Source organism: Lysinibacillus sp. BSL11 (genome assembly GCF_052928325.1).
Map to the genome: position 1 here is coordinate 125,515 of NZ_JAVGCX010000001.1, position 17,360 is coordinate 142,874.

Annotated in this window: 18 protein-coding genes and 1 pseudogene; 2 read left to right on the forward strand and 17 right to left on the reverse strand. The window is 37.1% G+C overall.

Annotated elements, in window-relative coordinates; all coding sequences use genetic code 11:
• Positions 1-45: 45 nt before the first annotated feature.
• From RCJ95_RS00630 to RCJ95_RS00670, 9 genes are all read right to left on the reverse strand, one after another.
• On the reverse strand, positions 46-189 hold the full coding sequence (locus RCJ95_RS00630; protein ID WP_004231124.1) for a hypothetical protein: 144 nt from the start codon (positions 187-189) through the stop codon (positions 46-48).
• Position 190: 1 nt separating this feature from the next.
• A complete protein-coding gene (locus RCJ95_RS00635; RefSeq protein WP_004231121.1) occupies positions 191-1,102 on the reverse strand; it encodes a stage III sporulation protein AE in 912 nt (303 codons plus the stop codon).
• A 12-nt stretch (positions 1,103-1,114) separates the two neighbouring features.
• The gene (locus RCJ95_RS00640; protein WP_221680159.1) at positions 1,115-1,492 is read right to left on the reverse strand and encodes a hypothetical protein; all 378 of its coding nucleotides are present in this window, start codon (positions 1,490-1,492) and stop codon (positions 1,115-1,117) included.
• Positions 1,493-1,497: 5 nt separating this feature from the next.
• Complete coding sequence (locus RCJ95_RS00645; protein WP_012295089.1) at positions 1,498-1,707, reverse strand: hypothetical protein; 210 nt, start codon at positions 1,705-1,707, stop codon at positions 1,498-1,500.
• Positions 1,708-1,797: 90 nt separating this feature from the next.
• The gene (locus tag RCJ95_RS00650; protein ID WP_446721786.1) at positions 1,798-2,805 is read right to left on the reverse strand and encodes an NAD(P)H-dependent flavin oxidoreductase; all 1,008 of its coding nucleotides are present in this window, start codon (positions 2,803-2,805) and stop codon (positions 1,798-1,800) included.
• A gap of 194 nt (positions 2,806-2,999) precedes the next feature.
• Positions 3,000-3,557 (reverse strand): elongation factor P, encoded by a 558-nt coding sequence (gene efp / locus RCJ95_RS00655; RefSeq protein ID WP_004231115.1) that lies wholly within the window; start codon positions 3,555-3,557, stop codon positions 3,000-3,002.
• 17 nt (positions 3,558-3,574) lie between these two features.
• Positions 3,575-4,636 (reverse strand): M24 family metallopeptidase, encoded by a 1,062-nt coding sequence (locus RCJ95_RS00660; RefSeq protein ID WP_257520156.1) that lies wholly within the window; start codon positions 4,634-4,636, stop codon positions 3,575-3,577.
• A 2-nt stretch (positions 4,637-4,638) separates the two neighbouring features.
• Positions 4,639-5,073, reverse strand: coding sequence for a type II 3-dehydroquinate dehydratase (aroQ, locus tag RCJ95_RS00665; RefSeq protein WP_004231111.1), 435 nt, complete (start codon positions 5,071-5,073; stop codon positions 4,639-4,641).
• A gap of 122 nt (positions 5,074-5,195) precedes the next feature.
• A complete protein-coding gene (locus RCJ95_RS00670) occupies positions 5,196-5,621 on the reverse strand; it encodes a hypothetical protein (RefSeq protein WP_004231110.1) in 426 nt (141 codons plus the stop codon).
• A gap of 112 nt (positions 5,622-5,733) precedes the next feature.
• On the opposite strand from RCJ95_RS00670, the gene RCJ95_RS00675 reads away from it, so the two are divergent.
• Complete coding sequence (locus RCJ95_RS00675; RefSeq protein WP_050779473.1) at positions 5,734-6,705, forward strand: DUF1385 domain-containing protein; 972 nt, start codon at positions 5,734-5,736, stop codon at positions 6,703-6,705.
• A gap of 35 nt (positions 6,706-6,740) precedes the next feature.
• Here the strand turns inward: RCJ95_RS00675 and RCJ95_RS00680 are convergent, their stop codons facing one another.
• The 6 genes from RCJ95_RS00680 to RCJ95_RS00705 all read right to left on the reverse strand — a co-directional run bounded on the left by RCJ95_RS00680 (position 6,741) and on the right by RCJ95_RS00705 (position 11,422).
• Entirely contained in the window at positions 6,741-7,475 is a 735-nt protein-coding gene (locus RCJ95_RS00680) for an ABC transporter permease (RefSeq protein ID WP_446721787.1), read from the reverse strand.
• Entirely contained in the window at positions 7,472-8,197 is a 726-nt protein-coding gene (locus RCJ95_RS00685; protein ID WP_274769579.1) for an ABC transporter ATP-binding protein, read from the reverse strand. Before RCJ95_RS00685 ends, RCJ95_RS00680 begins: the two co-directional genes overlap by 4 nt.
• Entirely contained in the window at positions 8,187-8,654 is a 468-nt protein-coding gene (locus tag RCJ95_RS00690; protein WP_446721788.1) for a DUF3021 domain-containing protein, read from the reverse strand. The genes RCJ95_RS00685 and RCJ95_RS00690 overlap by 11 nt, the downstream gene beginning before the upstream one ends.
• 10 nt (positions 8,655-8,664) lie before the next feature.
• On the reverse strand, positions 8,665-9,105 hold the full coding sequence (locus RCJ95_RS00695) for a LytTR family DNA-binding domain-containing protein (RefSeq protein ID WP_221680417.1): 441 nt from the start codon (positions 9,103-9,105) through the stop codon (positions 8,665-8,667).
• 426 nt (positions 9,106-9,531) lie between these two features.
• On the reverse strand, positions 9,532-10,458 hold the full coding sequence (locus RCJ95_RS00700) for an alpha/beta hydrolase fold domain-containing protein (RefSeq protein ID WP_446721789.1): 927 nt from the start codon (positions 10,456-10,458) through the stop codon (positions 9,532-9,534).
• A 487-nt stretch (positions 10,459-10,945) separates the two neighbouring features.
• Complete coding sequence (locus RCJ95_RS00705) at positions 10,946-11,422, reverse strand: hypothetical protein (protein WP_221680150.1); 477 nt, start codon at positions 11,420-11,422, stop codon at positions 10,946-10,948.
• A 458-nt stretch (positions 11,423-11,880) separates the two neighbouring features.
• Here RCJ95_RS00705 and RCJ95_RS00710 point away from each other — a divergent pair, with 458 nt between their 5' ends.
• Positions 11,881-14,841, forward strand: coding sequence for an S-layer homology domain-containing protein (locus RCJ95_RS00710; RefSeq protein ID WP_369578949.1), 2,961 nt, complete (start codon positions 11,881-11,883; stop codon positions 14,839-14,841).
• A gap of 115 nt (positions 14,842-14,956) precedes the next feature.
• On the opposite strand, the gene RCJ95_RS00715 is transcribed toward RCJ95_RS00710, so the two are convergent.
• Together RCJ95_RS00715 and RCJ95_RS00720 are read right to left on the reverse strand one after the other, a co-directional pair.
• The gene (locus tag RCJ95_RS00715; RefSeq protein WP_081456929.1) at positions 14,957-15,082 is read right to left on the reverse strand and encodes an IS3 family transposase; all 126 of its coding nucleotides are present in this window, start codon (positions 15,080-15,082) and stop codon (positions 14,957-14,959) included.
• A 410-nt stretch (positions 15,083-15,492) separates the two neighbouring features.
• Positions 15,493-17,265: pseudogene (locus RCJ95_RS00720) on the reverse strand (vitamin B12-dependent ribonucleotide reductase); the annotation flags it as partial.
• Positions 17,266-17,360 lie beyond the last annotated feature (95 nt).

Sequence of the window (17,360 nt, forward strand, 5' to 3'; positions counted from 1 at the left end):
TCCTTTCATCTTCTCTTTTTCAAGTGTATGTACGCTTGTTTCTTCCTATGAATTGATAAATGGAATCTTTAATAGCAATTGCAAAAATACTAACGTGATGACCAACTTTGTCAGTGAAATTATTTCCTTATCATCCGTTAGAAACACAAAAATCTGACAGACAAACAGCAATGCCAATAAAAGAATCAATCTATCTCCCCCCTGCCATGACTTGTACGAACACAATGAGGAAAAAACAAGAAAACATAAATGAAAAAGCAATTAAAAATGATACAGCACATAAAGTAAATAGCGATTTGCTAACTTGATCTAATAGTCTACAAATATCATCAAAGGCAATCGGTTCTAAAATAGCAGCAAGCATTTTCAAAGAATAGGCACTAACTACAAGCTGCACGGTTGGGATAAAAGACACCGTAATGACCGCAATAAAGGCGCTAATACTTGTAAGAGAAGATGTAAATTGAGTCATATGCTGAAACATCGAAAAACTATCCACAATAAAAGAACCTACAACTGGAATATTTTCTTCAATTAATTTTTTGACGGGCTCCGCTACAGCCGCATTGACACTAAATGCTGCTACACCGCTTGCGGTCATCAGTAAGACATAGCAAATAACTGAGGCCGACACGATGCTCATAATCGTAAATCGAATCAATTCAGCTATTCGAGTAAAGGATATTTCCTTAACAATCACACTGCATACATCAAAGACAATGGCCAAAAGCACGCCAGGAATAAGCCACTTACTACTGATAATGGTGAGGACTTGTACAAAAAACAGTAAAAAAGGCTGCCAGGAAGCAATTGCTGTAATACTACTGGATAATAAAAAGCTCGATGTAAGAATTGGATAAAATGCTGTAAATAGATGGGCTAGTCCTTGTGCAATTTCATCGATTAATGTAAAGGAGTTGACAACAACAGGACCGATTGTTGCTAAAACGATAAGAAAAAAAAGTATCCTTGTCCCTTTTTCAAACTCTGGTAATAGCATGTTCACAATCAAAATGATGATGACGTAGCTGCAAAGCATGAGCGTCATCTTGAGCAAGAGAAAGAATGGGTCGATTAAAAACGATAATATTTGCTCCTGCAATGGCTTCGCTCCTTAGTTTAGCCTTTTTAAAATGGCCGACACCTCCTGTAGAACAGCCAGAAATTCTTTGAACCAATACAGCAAAATCACAATTTTTACCGCAGCAAAAACGATGTTCCCGAGCACTTTATAATTATGTTCTGCCAAAAGCAATGCCACCCACTGCCCGACATAGAACATACTTGCACTGATTAAAATAGCCTTCGCATAAGGTAAAAACGCAAGTGTTTCTAACAATTGTTTGGTGAACGGCAATAAAAGTGTCGAGAACAACATGCCAAAAAGCAAAAAAGAAAACATCACACTGATTAGCGCATGGAGTGGCTGTATAACTTCTTTTATCAGCAATAATAAAAGCAGCATGACAACAGCAACGATGACAATTTCCATTCACATTACCCGGATGAGGTAAGCCATTGGAAGAAGGTTAAAATCTCATTAAAGAATAGACGTAAAAATCGAAGTAATTCTGCTGTCATATATAAGTAAGCAATGAAAAAGAGGAAAAATGAAAACTCCTTCTTCCCTGTTTGATCAAAGAAAACATGAAGAAGCGCAACGACTAGTCCCACTCCAGCAACTCTTAATACGTCTTGTAATTCCATTCCTACGCCCCCTCGTGTACAGCAATATATGTCGCTCTTCAAAAAAAAAGACCTCTATACAGATGTATAGAGATCTTCTACGATTAAAAATTATATTAGTTTGCTTACAATGTTTTTGACCGTATCCTTTTGCTGTATGAGATGACTATTTTCACCCATCCACATGGATAAGTATTCCGCATTACCTTGCTCAGCACTTTCCTTACGAATGGTAGTCGTTAGATAATTTTGTAGCGGATAGGGTGCTACTGTCGCATCCTCCATACGTTTCGTAAAATCATTTGCTAAACCTCTTGCTGGTTTACCAGTAAATGCAAGCGTAATCGTCGTTTGTTGTTCCTTTGATGCCAATACAGCATTTTTATAGAGTGGCGAAATTTCGCATTCATCTGCCACTAGTAAAGCCGTCCCAATTTGAACTACCTGTGCCCCACTTTCAAGTGCCTTTTGAATATCCTCTTTGGTCACAAGGCCTCCCGCAGCTATAATCGGAATCGCAACTTTTCCCACTACTTGTTGTAGTAAGTGATGTAATGGAATTAATTGCAAAGGGTCAGTAAAAGAGCCTCGATGACCACCAGCCTCTCCCCCTTGTAATACAACCGCATCCATTCCTGCTTGCTCCACTAGTATGGCTTCCTCTAATGTAGTTGCAGTACCAATCGTATAGACGCCATGATCTTTTAATTGTTTAAGAACTGCTGGAGATGGCAGCCCAAATGTAAATGAACAAATTGCTACCTTTTCTTCAATCACAGCTTGAACCTGTCCTGCAAAAACTTCCTTTGATGTTACGCTCTGTACAGGGGATAATCCTAATTCATCGTAAAAAGGTTGCAGTGCCATTCTGGCTTGTTGTAAAACCTCGACATCAATTTTGGGTTCTTCTTGCACAAATAAATTGACCGCAAAGGGCTTTGTCGTTAACTTCTTCACTTCTTGAATAAACTGCTTGGTTTGTTCGCCATCTAAGTAACCTGCACCAATTGAACCTAATAGCCCTGCCTCAGCACAAGCCGCCACAAATTTAGGCGATGTCACACCTGCCATTGGTGCTTGTATAATTGGATATCGCATATCAAATGTTGTTTGTAACATACCTTTCACTCCTTACTCTGATTGTAAACAATTCTACCAGTAATAACCATCTATCTGATGATAGAAATTTGATAGTACCTCAATAAAAATTAACTAGTGCTTCTATCTATTATCACATTAAATGAACGATTTGACAGTATATGTATAAGAAAAAAATAAAAACCTACTCTTTAATGAAAAGAGTAGGCTGATCATTATGCACGTGAAACGTAAGAACCTTCATCCGTGTTAATGATTAAAACGTCACCTTGGTTAACGAAGAATGGTACTTGTACGATTAGACCTGTTTCAAGAGTAGCAGGTTTTGTACCGCCAGAAGCTGTATCACCTTTGATTCCTGGTTCTGTTTCTGTTACTTCTAATTGAACAGTGTTTGGTAATTCAACACCTAACATTTCACCTTGGTAAGATTGAATATGCACTTCCATGTTTTCTTTTAGGAATTTTAATTCATACTCAATAGCAGATGAAGCTAGTTCAGTTTGCTCATATGATTCCAAGTCCATAAATACATGCTCGTCACCTTGTGCATATAAATATTGCATTTTACGATTATCGATTTGTGCCTTTTCAACTTTTTCACCAGCGCGGAATGTTTTTTCATTCACTGAGCCGTTACGTAGGTTACGTAATTTAGAACGTACGAATGCAGCACCTTTACCTGGTTTTACGTGTTGGAAATCTAACACGCGGTATAATTGGCCATCAACAATAATTGTTAGACCTGTACGGAAATCGTTTACTGAGATCATTTGTGTTCCTCCAAAGTTTATAAAATAATGAGTTCTTTTGACGAATGTGTTAGTAGTTCATTACCCGTTTCTGTGATTAAAATATCATCCTCGATACGGACACCACCGATTCCAGGTAAGTAAACACCTGGTTCAATCGTCACGGCCATACCTGGCTCTAGCACTGTATCAGAACGCATCGATAAGCCAGGGCCTTCATGTACTTCAAGACCAATACCGTGTCCTAAAGAATGACCAAATGCTTCGCCATATCCTTTTTCTTTTAAGTAGTCACGTGCAATCGCGTCCGCTTGAATGCCTGTTAATCCAGGACCCACTTTTTCAAGTGCTAACAGTTGAGAAGCAAGGACTGTATTGTACATATCTACCAATTTTTCAGATGGTTCTCCCACAGCCACAGTACGTGTGATATCCGAAATATAGCCATTATAAAGCGCACCAAAGTCTAATGTAACAAAGTCGCCTTTTTCAATCACTTTATTCGTTGCAACGCCGTGTGGTAATGCTGAACGAAGACCAGACGCAACAATCGTGTCAAACGAAGACTGAGTTGCTCCTTGTTTACGCATGAAAAATTCTAATTCATTCGAAACTTCAAGCTCGGTTTTACCAGGCTTGATGAAGCCTAAAATATGTGTAAATGCGTGATCTGCAATTTCACACGCAGCCTTAATAATATTAATCTCTTGTTCCGTCTTAATCAAGCGAATTTTTTCAATTAGCCCAGAAATCGGCACTAAATCTGCTTGAATCTTCGATTTATACAGTTCATAGGTGCCATAGCTTACAGTATCTTTCTCAAAGCCCAATAATTTGATACCCATATTATTTACTTGAGTAGCAATTTCTTCAATAATTGTGGCATCATGCTTGACAATACGGAAGTCCTGAATTTGTGCAGCAGCCTGCTCTGTATAACGGAAATCTGTAATAAATACAGCATCATTTTGAGACACAATTGCTACGCCTGCTGTCCCTGTAAAACCTGTCATATAGCGACGGTTGTACCCATTCGTAATTAAAATACCATCGATGCTTTGTTCTTGAAGTGCTTTACGTAGCTTTTGTAATTTCAACATAATCAATTCTCCCTCTCGATAAATGTACGTAGTGCCAGTTCATAGCCTTTCGTACCTAGTCCACAAATTTGACCAAGGCAGGCCGGAGCAAGATAGGAATGATGTCGGAAAGCCTCACGTTTGTGGATATTGGAAATATGTACTTCGATAACTGGCACGGAAATACCTGCTATCGCATCATGCAATGCGATGCTTGTATGGGTATATGCACCAGGATTAAAGATAATACCATCATATTTTTCGTCCTCTGCTTCATGCACCCAATCTACTAGTACCCCTTCATGATTGGATTGACGAAATTCAACTGTAGCACCTAAAGATGCCGCAAGATTTTGAACATTTTCTCGAACATCATCCAATGTTTCATGTCCATAAATATGTGGCTCTCGTTTACCAAGTCGATTTAAGTTAGGTCCATTCAAACATAATAACTTCACGCTTCTATTCGCCTCTTTCTATGTACTTGCCATTTATTTTATCATACACCATGCATTCAGCAACTAATTTCAACTAGTGGTGCCATAAATACCCCCTTAAACGAAGGGGATATTTTGTACCTTCAACTTTGTTTTTGTGCTGTATGTTCCTTTTGATGGAAATTGGCGGTTTCAAGCAAGAAACGTAATAAACAAATAACGGTCACCATAAAGGGAATTGACAGTTTTTTAAAAGACGTAAGCTGTAATGGTAAATCTAAAGCAATCCATTCCAATGTGATGGTCACCAACAGACCTAATAAAAGGGAAGAAAAGACAGCTGGAATGATATATACATAGCGCATAGTCATGTATAAAAATAAGCCGATAATAAATAGTAGAAAAATAAAAAAGGTCCATTGAAATAATTTAGAGCTTTCTTCAAACCAATTCCATTTTTTATAAAACCCTATCGGATGCCATTTAATGAGATGGAAATAATGTAAACCCTTTAAGCACAGCGCTAAAACAAGCGCATTGACAAGTGCTGTAATTGTCGCTACTTTCATCATATACCTCTCCTTTATGCACACTAATTATTTCCTAAAATGTACGTTTAGTGTAGCCATATAGAAAATTTACTATGCGTAACGGTAGAGGTTTTTCACTAAATTTAGTACAATGGTACAGTTGAAATATATAAAGAGAGTGGTGTTAGCCTTGAGCAATTCACCTGTATACGGGGGACAAGCACAATTAGAGGGTGTGATGTTCGGAGGAAAGGAACATACTGTTACAGCCATTCGTCGTAACGATGATTCCATTGATTATTATCATTTCAAAAAAGTACAAAAACCTTTTTTACAAAAGCTTAAAAAAATCCCATTTGTACGAGGCGTGGTCGCACTGATTGAATCTGCTGGCTTAGGCTCTCGTCACATGCAATTTGCTGGGGATCGTTATGATGTGGCACCTGGTGAAGAGGAAGATCATAAAGAAGAAGGCTCTAAACTTCAAATGATACTAGGCGTTGCTGTAGTAGGTATTCTTTCCTTTTTATTTGGAAAATTTGCCTTTACATTAATTCCTGTTTTTATAGCTGATTTTTTCTCAAAATGGATTGAAGGAAAAACGGGACAAATTTTACTAGAAAGCGGTATTAAACTATTATTACTGCTAGCCTATTTATATTTTATCTCGTTAACGCCCCTCATTAAACGAGTATTTCAGTACCATGGTGCAGAGCACAAGGTGATAAATTGCTATGAAGCTGGATTAGACATTACCGTAAAAAATGTTCAAGCTCAATCACGCCTACACTATCGTTGCGGTAGTAGCTTCATATTATTCACAGTGTTCGTCGGTATGTTTTTATATTTCTTTGTGCCTACAGATCCACTGTGGCTTCGTATTTTAGATCGTATCCTATTAATTCCTGTTGTTCTGGGGATCTCATTTGAAGTCTTACAAGCGACAAATGCCTGCCGTAATATTCCAGTGCTACGCTTCCTTGGCTACCCTGGCTTATGGCTCCAATTACTTACAACTCGTGAACCAAAGGACGATCAAGTAGAAGTAGCGATTGCTTCCTTTAATATGCTACGCCAAGTAGAGCAGCAACCTGAAATCGCTGCGACATTAAATCATGATTAATCAAAAAGGCAGCCCAACGTCGGAGCTGCCTTTTTTCATTTTGAACGGCCTTGCATTTTCCGTTTAAACATAAAGATGGCGAGAATTGTCATAATTACCGTATAACCAATGATGACAATAAGTGAATAAAACACATGAGCATACTCTGCATGTAGGATAGCCCTAGCTGCATCGACTGCGTGCATGAAAGGTAAAAGCTGCGCAATCTTTTGAAATGTTCCACCAATCATATCTAATTCGAACCATGTTCCACTTAACCAAGTTGTCACATTAACAAAGATGGCAAATATCCCTCCTACCTGCTTATCTGTAAATAATGTCCCAAATAATAAACCAAAACTAATATAGAGTGGTGAGATCATTAGAAGTACAAGGATTAAAAAGAGGATCGACTTACTAAATGGCAACCCTAATAACATGGCGGTAGCTAAACAAACAAAAATTTGTAGCAGGGCTATTGGTAGTAAAGGTATCATATACCCTAAAATGTAATCAGCAGCAGACAAAGGAGAAACAAAAATCCTCATTAAAAAGGATGAGCTTTTATCTTTTCCTAGTAACATTCCTGAAAACAGTGTGAGAAAAGAAAAACTAAATACAATGACGCCTGGTGCTAGATTATTCATTTCATATAAAGCAAGTGGCATATTTTTTTGCATAACAGAAAATAAGCCTAATAAAAGAATTGGTAAGCCTATACCAAATAATAAAGTGATTGGATCGCGGACAATCTCTTTATGATTCCTTGTTGCAAACGCAGCTATCCTCACAATAACACCTCCTCTGTTTTTTCCAAGAATACTTCTTCTAAAGAATGCTTGCCTGTTTCAGTGATCAATTGTTGTATCGTTCCTAGTGCACATATTTGTCCATGATGCATAATTCCTACACGATCAGCCAAAGCCTCTATCTCTTCTAAATAATGGGAGGTCAAAATAATCGTGACATGTCCTTTTAAGCGCTTCAATGTGTTCCATACATCATTCCTTGCCCGTATGTCCATCCCTAAAGTCGGTTCATCGAGGAACAATACCTTTGGGTTTGACATTAGGGCCATTGCTACACTTAAACGACGCTGGTAGCCGCCTGATAGTGTCTTAGCCTTGTCATGCTGATGTGGTGTCAGTCCGAATAAGGCCATTTTGTCATATACTTGTTGTTGTGCTTTTTCTTTTTCAAAGCCATAAATCTGACTGAATAATAATAAATTTTCATATACCGTTAAATTAGGTGCAACCGCCGTTTCCTGGGGCGAAATATTAATCACTTGTTTTACAGCCTGTGTATTTTGCACAATGCTTTTTCCATCTATTGTGGCATCCCCCTCTGTAGGTGAAAGGAGCCCACACAACATTTTGATTATGGTTGTTTTGCCAGCGCCATTTTGTCCTAAAAGAGCAAAAAGTTCACCTTGATGGATTTGTAAATTTAATTGATTAACGACTACACGCTCTTTATAAAGCTTTGTTAAATCTATTATGTTAATCATCATGCTCTTCACCTCGATTAATCAGAATCGCATTAATTTTTTCTATGTCACGCTGTGAAAATCGATATTGTAAAACCCATGTCACAATATAAGTTCCGAGAAAGCTGGCTACGAGAGAAAAAACATTCGCTATTGTTTTTGGCATCCATAGTAGCGTTACAATCGGTATCCAAATCATTGCCGTTATGAAAAAGTGGACGAAATATTGCTTCAACATTCCCCAGCTAGCCATTTCAAAAATAAGTGCTGCAAGAGCAAAGGTAATGCCTATGACACCCGTTAATAGAATTTGAGTAATAATTGCACTTATTTCATCTGTAAAGTAAGTACGAAATTCTGGCACCACCCAAACATAGTTTCCTTGCCCTATGCCCATCGAGACAAAGAATTGCACAATTTGTCCCATTACTATACCGATCAAAAATCCACCAATAATACGTGTTAAAATGTCTTTTCGCATATTTATCACCTCAGATTCCTAATTGCTTCTTTATTTTGCTTACATAACGCCTAGAAGCGTATGTTTTCGTGCCATTCTTTAATTCAACTCCGATTGTACCTGTTCTACTAATGTCCATATGCTTGATCATGTAGCGATTAACTATTTCAGCATTTGAAATACGGAGAAACATTTGAGGATTGAGCTTTTCCTCCAGCTCATAAAGACGCAAACGTACCGTATAAACACCGTGAATACTCTGGACACAAACCTTTTTTTGCTCTGTATAAATACGCACGATCTCCTTACTATCGATCAATTCAACACCTTTATGGGAGAAAGCTAATAAAGTGCTTTCCGCTGTCGTAGTAATAATTTGTATAAGATGCTCAATGTCATCAGTCATTTTATCTGTGAGAATGATTACTTTGGGTTCTTTATATGTAGGGTCAATCGATACTTCCACCTTCATATGATCACTGTCCTTTCTACGCCTCACTATAAATTTTTCCATACATGTTGTAAATGGATTATCGACAACTGGTCGTTATCAAGGAATAAGTGGTCAATTTAAAAGATTTTTTTGAACAATAAAAAAACTCCCCTCTAGATAGGCCTATCCAAGGGGTTAAACGTACAAGTTAGCTTACTTAGAATGTTTTTTTACTTACTAGCAAGGCAGTAAAAACACCCATCATATTCGGGAGCTTTTAAAATATTGGAGGTAAACTCTAATATTTTCCCAAATCAATTGCAATGATTGATTGTTTTGAGACACCAACTAATTTTGACAAATCCTTCTGCGATTTCTGCAAACATCTACAGATAAATAAACCTTGCTAAAAATGTACATAGAAAAAACGTATTTTGAATGGGTCAAAACACGTTTTTCTGTGAATTATTTACTTAGGATATTTATAATTTTCTGTTGAGCATCCACTGCCTCAGGGATCGGCATCACAACAAACACATGATTCATCTTAGGATAAACAAAGGTAGTGATCGCAACACCTTGGTCTGTTAGCTTTTCATCAAATTGTATTGCATCTGGATATAAGCTTTCGTGAGTCCCAATAAAATGAGTAATCTTGCTAATCCCTTGAAAATCACCGTAAATAGGACTAATCAATGGGTCCTTCAGAGCTTTATCAGCTGCCCATATCTTTGTTATGACTTCCATTCCTTCACTAGCTAACATGGGATCGTTTTCTTCATATTCCTGAATAAGTGGATTTTCTAAACTCATATCAACACATGCCGACAATAAAATAATATCTTGCGGCTGAGGAAGATTATCCCGCTTCAACTGTTGTATTAGACCGAGTGCTATATTTCCACCTGCTGAATCTCCTATAATGGTTAATTGATTGGAGCTTTCAATAGATACTAGAATCTCTTTATAGAAGCTGAGCATTTTTGGGTACGTATCTTGATAGTTAAAATGAGGTACTTTTGGATAGATAGGCGTAATAACTTTTGCATTTAAGGCTTGTGCCATTTTATCCATGAACAACCAGTGTAAATTTAAAGGTTGATTTGTCCAAGCTCCACCATGTATATAAAGAATCGCCATTTGTGATGAAGACTTTTGGTCATTTAAAATAAAAACCTGCATATCCTCAAATGTTTGCTCCTTCACCTCGCTTAAAAGATTGACATCCTCCCCAATCACATAGGGGTGAATATTTTCTGTTCCTCTTTGCTTAATAAATTGTTGAGCATTTTCAATACTAGAAAAGCTCTTTTTATTACTTTGTGAAAACAATAATTTTTCAAATTGCACACTCTCTACAGATCGTTCTCCATTAAAAATTTCTATACTCATGTTTTTCTCTCCTTTTATTGTTCATTCTGTTTCCAAACATGTAATGATTAATAAAGTGATGTGCCAAACCACTAAAACTGAGTATCGATGATGGTAAAATGCATTTTTTTATCGAACTTTATTTTAATTCCACATTTTGAAGAATACTCCTTCCAAAATCTATCATCAAATAAAAAGACCTTCCTGTTGTCAAAAAGCTGCCATTTTGAAACAAAATGACAGCTTTCGATTAGGTATCTATTCCATCCAACTACCGCTATATTATTGGATTTTAATTTGAGACGAGTAACTATACCTATACCCTTTTCTAACCTCTTCCACTCTGTGAATGAGGCTAATCAATTTTGTCTTGATAACATGTAGATAGTTAAGATTAATCATCCTGAAATAATTTATCTACTTCTTTTGATAAATTTCTACCTCATCTTCTGATAACGCTTGATTTTCCTCTGCATCTATTATGTGGAGTTCCATCATTCAGAGTTAGCTATACAAAAGCGACACGTATGTATTCCTCGTTCTTTAAGCTTTCAAGGTGATGCAATTCAAGGTCTTCCATCGTAATACGACGGCTTTTTAGTTTTTTATCATAATCCCCTGCCCAAAACCTAATTAATTCAGCTCCTTGCTCTGGTTGTATATGTTCCTTCAAATAACTTAAAAAATCTTCTAAAAATTGAGGACCCCAATTTCCCTCGATGCCGTATACAAAGGATTTTTCATTATAAAGCCCTAAGTCATAAGGTGGATTATTCCATTGGAATATATTTAAATTTCCAAAAGCCGATTCATCTGCTGCATGTAAAACTCGTGCATCATCATCCATCAGATGCCACGGCTGTGTTGGTGTACTCTCTGTAATTGGATATAATTTTTTTAATTCTCTTACTGTTATTTCAGCAATTCCTGTACAATCAACTGTTTGTAAAGAACTGTTCGCCACTAGGACAGAATATAACGTCATATGCTTGTCTCCTTAAGCTTTAATAAATGAAACTCAAAATATCTAAGCAAATCAATAAACTAACCTGCTCCACATACATTATAGTGAATTTAACATAAATATCCAAAAAAATCATCTCGTTCTACAAATCTAGCTAGATGATAGGCTCCCTCTATTCCCTCAAAAAAACAAGGAGTAGCAATCGAAATGATTTCTTTTTTTATTTTTCATGATTGTTTTAATAATTAAAAAATCTGATAAATTATTGAATAACACGAAAAGATTACATATTCAAATATAAGTATGGATTAAATGTATTTATTAAAGACTTGTAAAACTCTTCTATCTAAATAGGAAAATTCATTATTTTTTTGAGAGTTATTTGAGAGTTTGTTTATTTATAATAACTTTGTTAATGAATCCTCATTATAAAAAAATATAAAACGAGGCATTATCCTATTCGGAAAGGAGAAAAAGTTATGAAAAAAAGCAAAGAATTATTGATAATGACAATTTGTATGTTATTACTTAGCTTGTTTCCTGTAAATTCTGTAGGAGCAGAAGAATCACAAATTGAAGAGCCTATAGCGCCGGAAGAATCTCAACCTGAAGAGATGATAGTTCCGGAAAATGTTTCCTATGCGAGACATGAAAAAGTTGGTGATGATATCTTCCTTGGAGGAAAATATATTGAGATGGGGATTTCAAAAGGTGGTTCGTTTGGAACGGAAAGTGCAGCCCCAATAGGTTTCCATCCTACTGGACGTGAAAATTTAGGATTTACAGTAGATTCTGATGGGTTTGATAGTGGGGAAGCAATGAGTAGTGGCGATTATTTCTTACCTGGAAGTCCATACGAAGGATTTTATGTTGGTTATAAAGAAAATGATGATAGCACAAAATTATTTTTAAATGCAAATGCTTTAGGATCTATGGAGATTCTAATGAGCACTAATGAAGATTTATCGACAGAAGATAATTTAGTAGCAAAAACGAGTGGGGTAACATCTGATGGTGCATTAAAAATAGAACAAACTGTTTCATTTAAAGCAAATGATAAATTCTTTAAAGCTACAGTTAAAATGACGAATATAGCAGATAGAGAACTTTTAGATGTACGTTATATGCGTTCTGTAGATCCTGATATTGACGCGGATAAAAATGATAATTTTGATACTATCAATTCGGTTCCATTTAACTATCCGAATGATGCTAAATCTGTTGTATTATCGAAGGGTCCTATTACTGGGAATGCATTGATTTTGATGTCTACAGATTCTAAATCACGCGCATCCATTGATAGTTCCAACCCATTTGATCCAACTGCATTTAATGATGACGGTAAAGTAGCCGAAACAACAAATGATTCACAGATTAGTTTAACTTTTGCTGTTGGTAACATGAAACCTGGTGAAGCTAAAACAGTTGAGTATTTTTATAGTTTAGATAGCAATATTGAACAGACTTTAGAGGATGTTGAAAATAATTCAACGCCAACTGTAAGCAATAATGCAACATTAAGAGACTTAACAGTTAATGCTTCAACTGTAGCAGAGTTTGAATCTCAAAGGGAAATATACAACGTAGAATTACCAGCAGGTACTACTACGGTTCCAGGTGTAATGGCAACTGTCGCAGATAAGGATAAAGCGAATGCTGTTGTGACAAATGCAACAAGTTTACCAGGTACAACAACAATTGTTGTCACAGCAGAAGATGGGATTACAACAAAAACATACAAAATTAATTTTACGGTTAAAAATTTAACACCAACTTTAAGCAATAATGCAACATTAAGTAATCTAACTATTAACGCCTCATCTGTAGCAGAGTTCGAATCTCAAAAAGAAATATACAATGTTGAATTACCGTCATACACTACTATGGTTCCTAAGGTAATGGCGACTGTCGCAGATAAGGATAAAGCGAGTGCTGTTGTGACGAATGCAACAAGTTTACCAGGTACAACAACAATTGTTGTCACAGCAGAAGATGGATTTACAACAAAAACATATAAAATTAATTTTACGGTTCAAAAATCAAGTAGCAATGGTGATACATGGACGCCAAATTCTATCCCTGCAACAACTAATCCAAGCTCGACAACAACGAAAATCCAAGTAGCATTAGAAATTGATGGTAACCATCCACTTGAAAAAACAACAGTGGAAATTGAGCGCACTAAACATGCCAATGGTGAAATGACAGACTTCGTCAACTTCACACCATCGCAAGCATTAGAAACTGTAGAAAAAGCAAAACAAATTGGCAATAACATTGCACGTATCGTCATTCCTGATGTGAATGATGAGGTGGATAAAGTAACAGTAGAAATTCCAAAGCAATCTCTACAAACATTACGTGACAATGGTTTATCACTAGAAATTTCAACAGTAAATGGTCATATTGCAATTTCACATAGCTCAATGGAAGGCCTTGACGATAACTTCTACTTCCGTTTAGTACCAGTGAAGAAAGAAAGCGAGCGTCAAGCGATTGAAGAACGCGCTAAAGTAGAAAAAGTTGTCCGAGAGACACTACAAAGTAACGATTGGGGTGTGGTAGCTCGTCCAATGACAATAGAAACAAATATGCCAAGTCGTCCAGTACAAGTAACACTACCACTAAGAGATGTAAATGTACCAACAGAAGCAGCAGCACGTCAAAGATTCTTAGAGCAACTAGCCGTCTTTATTGAACACTCAGATGGTGAGAAAAAAATGGTCTTTCCTGAAGTCGTCACAATGGCAAAGGGTGAGCTTGGTCTACGCTTCACTGTAGATAAGTTCAGTACGTTTACCATTATTCAATTTGAAAAGCCAGAGGTAAGCGAGCATGATGCTTATATTAAAGGATTCCCAAACGGCACATTTGGTCCTGATAAGAATGTTACACGTGCACAAGTAGCGATCATGATGGCTCGTATTTTAGGCTATACAGAAGGACAAGCATTGAAGAAAGCACCGTTTAAGGATGTAGCCAAAAACCATAGTGCTGCAGGAGCAATTGCCTTTGTAAAAGAACAGGGCATTATGAATGGTGATAACAATGGTAACTTCCATACAAATGCCAACATCACACGTGCTGAAATGGCGGCAGTCGTAGCCAACTATAAACAGCTTTCTGTAGAAGAAGGGGCAGCGATTACATTCAAGGATACAAAAGACCACTGGGCACAATGGATTATTGAAGCAAACCGTACTGCAGGCATCATCAATGGTCTTGAGAATGGAAGCTTTGCACCAAATGCTGCTTTAACACGTGCACAAGTAGTCGTAATGATGAATCGCATGTTTGAACGTGGTCCATTAAACGGCGTCACAAAACCAAGCTTCCCAGATGTCAAAGCAACACATTGGGCATTCAAGGAAATTGAAGAAGCCGCAAACTCTCACTCTTATATAAAAGATACAGTTGGAAAAGAACAGCTTTCAGAATAGAAAAAGCCAAATACAAGAGGCTAAAAACAAAAAGAAAAAATGTTAGACCGCTTGTATTGGTAGTGACTCCTTAAAGTTAGAGTTTTATTTATGCAGCTAATTGGCTGGCATAAGTTCAGTAAAATACTGAACTCATGCCGGCCAATTTTTGTTTAATTCGATCATTATTATAGTAATCGATATACTTTTCTATTTTCTTCTTTAATGTTTTGTAGGATATTAATTCTTCTCCGTAATACATTTAGCCAAAGAATTCTCCATGGCCGCATTGTCTGCACACGTTGCTTTACGAGACATGCTTGGGAAAATCTTATTTTGCTTTAATGTTATCACCCATAAAATGATGTTGATAGTGCCACCCCTAACTTGAATGAATTGCTGCACAAGATCATTTTCATTTAGTTTATTTAATATATCTAACAACACTTCTTTTGGTTGGACTAAGCTTCCCCGTAGCTCAATAAAAGTTTCTTAATTGAAGTAATTTGCATCTAAAAAAATTCTTCTTGTTATATAGCCAATTTTAGATGTTCTGTTTGTGTTAGACATGAAAAATACCCCATTAGATAAAATATCTAAAGAGGTATTTCTTTGCAATTATCTAGATCGCAACTTTATTTCAAAGCCACAACAAATTAATTTAAAATATTATTACAGGCCACATTTCAACTGTGCGCCACAGTTTGTACATGTATTACAGCCGCCCATTTCTTCGACTGTACCTTTACGGCATACTGGGCATGTATTCCCAACGTCTGAGCCAATAACAGTTGTTGACTCTAGCGCTTGAATCGTATCTACTAATACGACTGGACGTTTTGTATGTTCTTCAACCAATTCCTCTTCAAATGAAAGTTGATCCATATCATTTTCTTCTGCTTTTAGTGTAAGTACTTGTGAATCACGGCTACCGTCAACATAGACCGTACCACCTTTAGCGCCACCTTTATATAGTCGCTCGTACACTTTCTCAACTTGCTGTACTGTATAGCCTTTTGGTGCGTTTACAGTTTTAGAAATAGAGGAATCGATCCATTTTTGAATAATACATTGCACATCAGCATGCGCTTCTGGTTTTAGCTCCATTGCTGTAACGAACCATTCTGGAAGCTCTTGCTCATTTACTTCTGGATGACGGTTCAAATATTCTTGGACAATTTCAGCTTTTACTTCAATGAATTTACCTAGACGACCAGAACGATAGTACGTGAAGGAGAAGTATGGCTCAAGACCTGTTGCTACCCCTACCATTGTTCCTGTGGACCCTGTTGGTGCAACAGTTAATAGATGTGAGTTTCGGATACCAGTCGCTAAAATTTGCTCTTTGATATGAGCAGGCATTTTTTGCATAAAGCCTGTCTCTGTGAAGGCTTTACGTAAACGAGCTGTTTCTTCGTCTGTAGCACCTACTAAGAACGGGAAGCTACCACGCTCTTTCGCAAGCTCTGTAGACGCCTCATACGCAGTTTCAGCGATTGTTTTAAAGATTTCATCGACTAACGCATTACCTGCTTCTGAACCATATTCTTTTTCACAGTAAATCAGTAAATCAGCTAAGCCCATAACGCCTAAACCAACACGACGTTCACCAAGAGCTTGTACACGATTTTCTTCTAAGAAGTAAGGTGTCGCATCAATCACATTATCCTGCATACGAACACCAACACGAACTGTTTCACGTAGTGCTTCGTAATCAACTGATTGATTTTCTTTATTCGCAAACTGTGCTAAATTCACAGCAGCTAAGTTACACACAGAATATGGTGCAAGTGGTTGCTCACCACATGGGTTCGTCGCTACAACACTTTGACCATAAGCCTTTGCATTTGTCATGTCATTGGCGTTGTCGATGAAGAAAATACCTGGCTCTGCCGAGTATGTTGCACATACATTAATTAAATTCCATAATTCTTTTGCTTTAATTGTACGGTATGTGCGGACTTTATAGCCCATTTTCTCCCATTCACGAACATCACCAACTTCATGCCATTTCGTGTTGTAAACGCTCATTTCTTCCTTTGTATATTCTTCAACGGCTGGGAAACGAAGCTCGAAGTCAGCGTCTTTTTCAACTGCTTCCATAAATTCTTTTGTTAATGTCACAGAAATGTTGGCACCTGTTAAAAACTCTGGGTTATGAACAGTGTACGTGCCACCATCACGTAATTTATTTTCAGCCTCACGAATGATAGCTGTATCAAATCCACCTAAGCCTTCAATGTTTTTATAATTCACGATGCCTTGATACATCGCTTCCTCTTGCATAGAAAGTGGCTTGAAGTTTAATTTTTCTTTGGCTAGACGGATGATTGTTTCATCCGTTGTGTTTTCGATCAGGTAACGCAGAATACGTGGATTTTGCATTTTGGAAATAATAAACTCCACAATATCTGGATGCCAATCTGCTAGCATAATCATTTGTGCCGATTTCTTACGCGGGCTCGCTACACCCACTCTCTATGTCACCATAGAAGTTGAGACCATATCTTACATCTCATTAGATGCCCTCGCACTTCGGA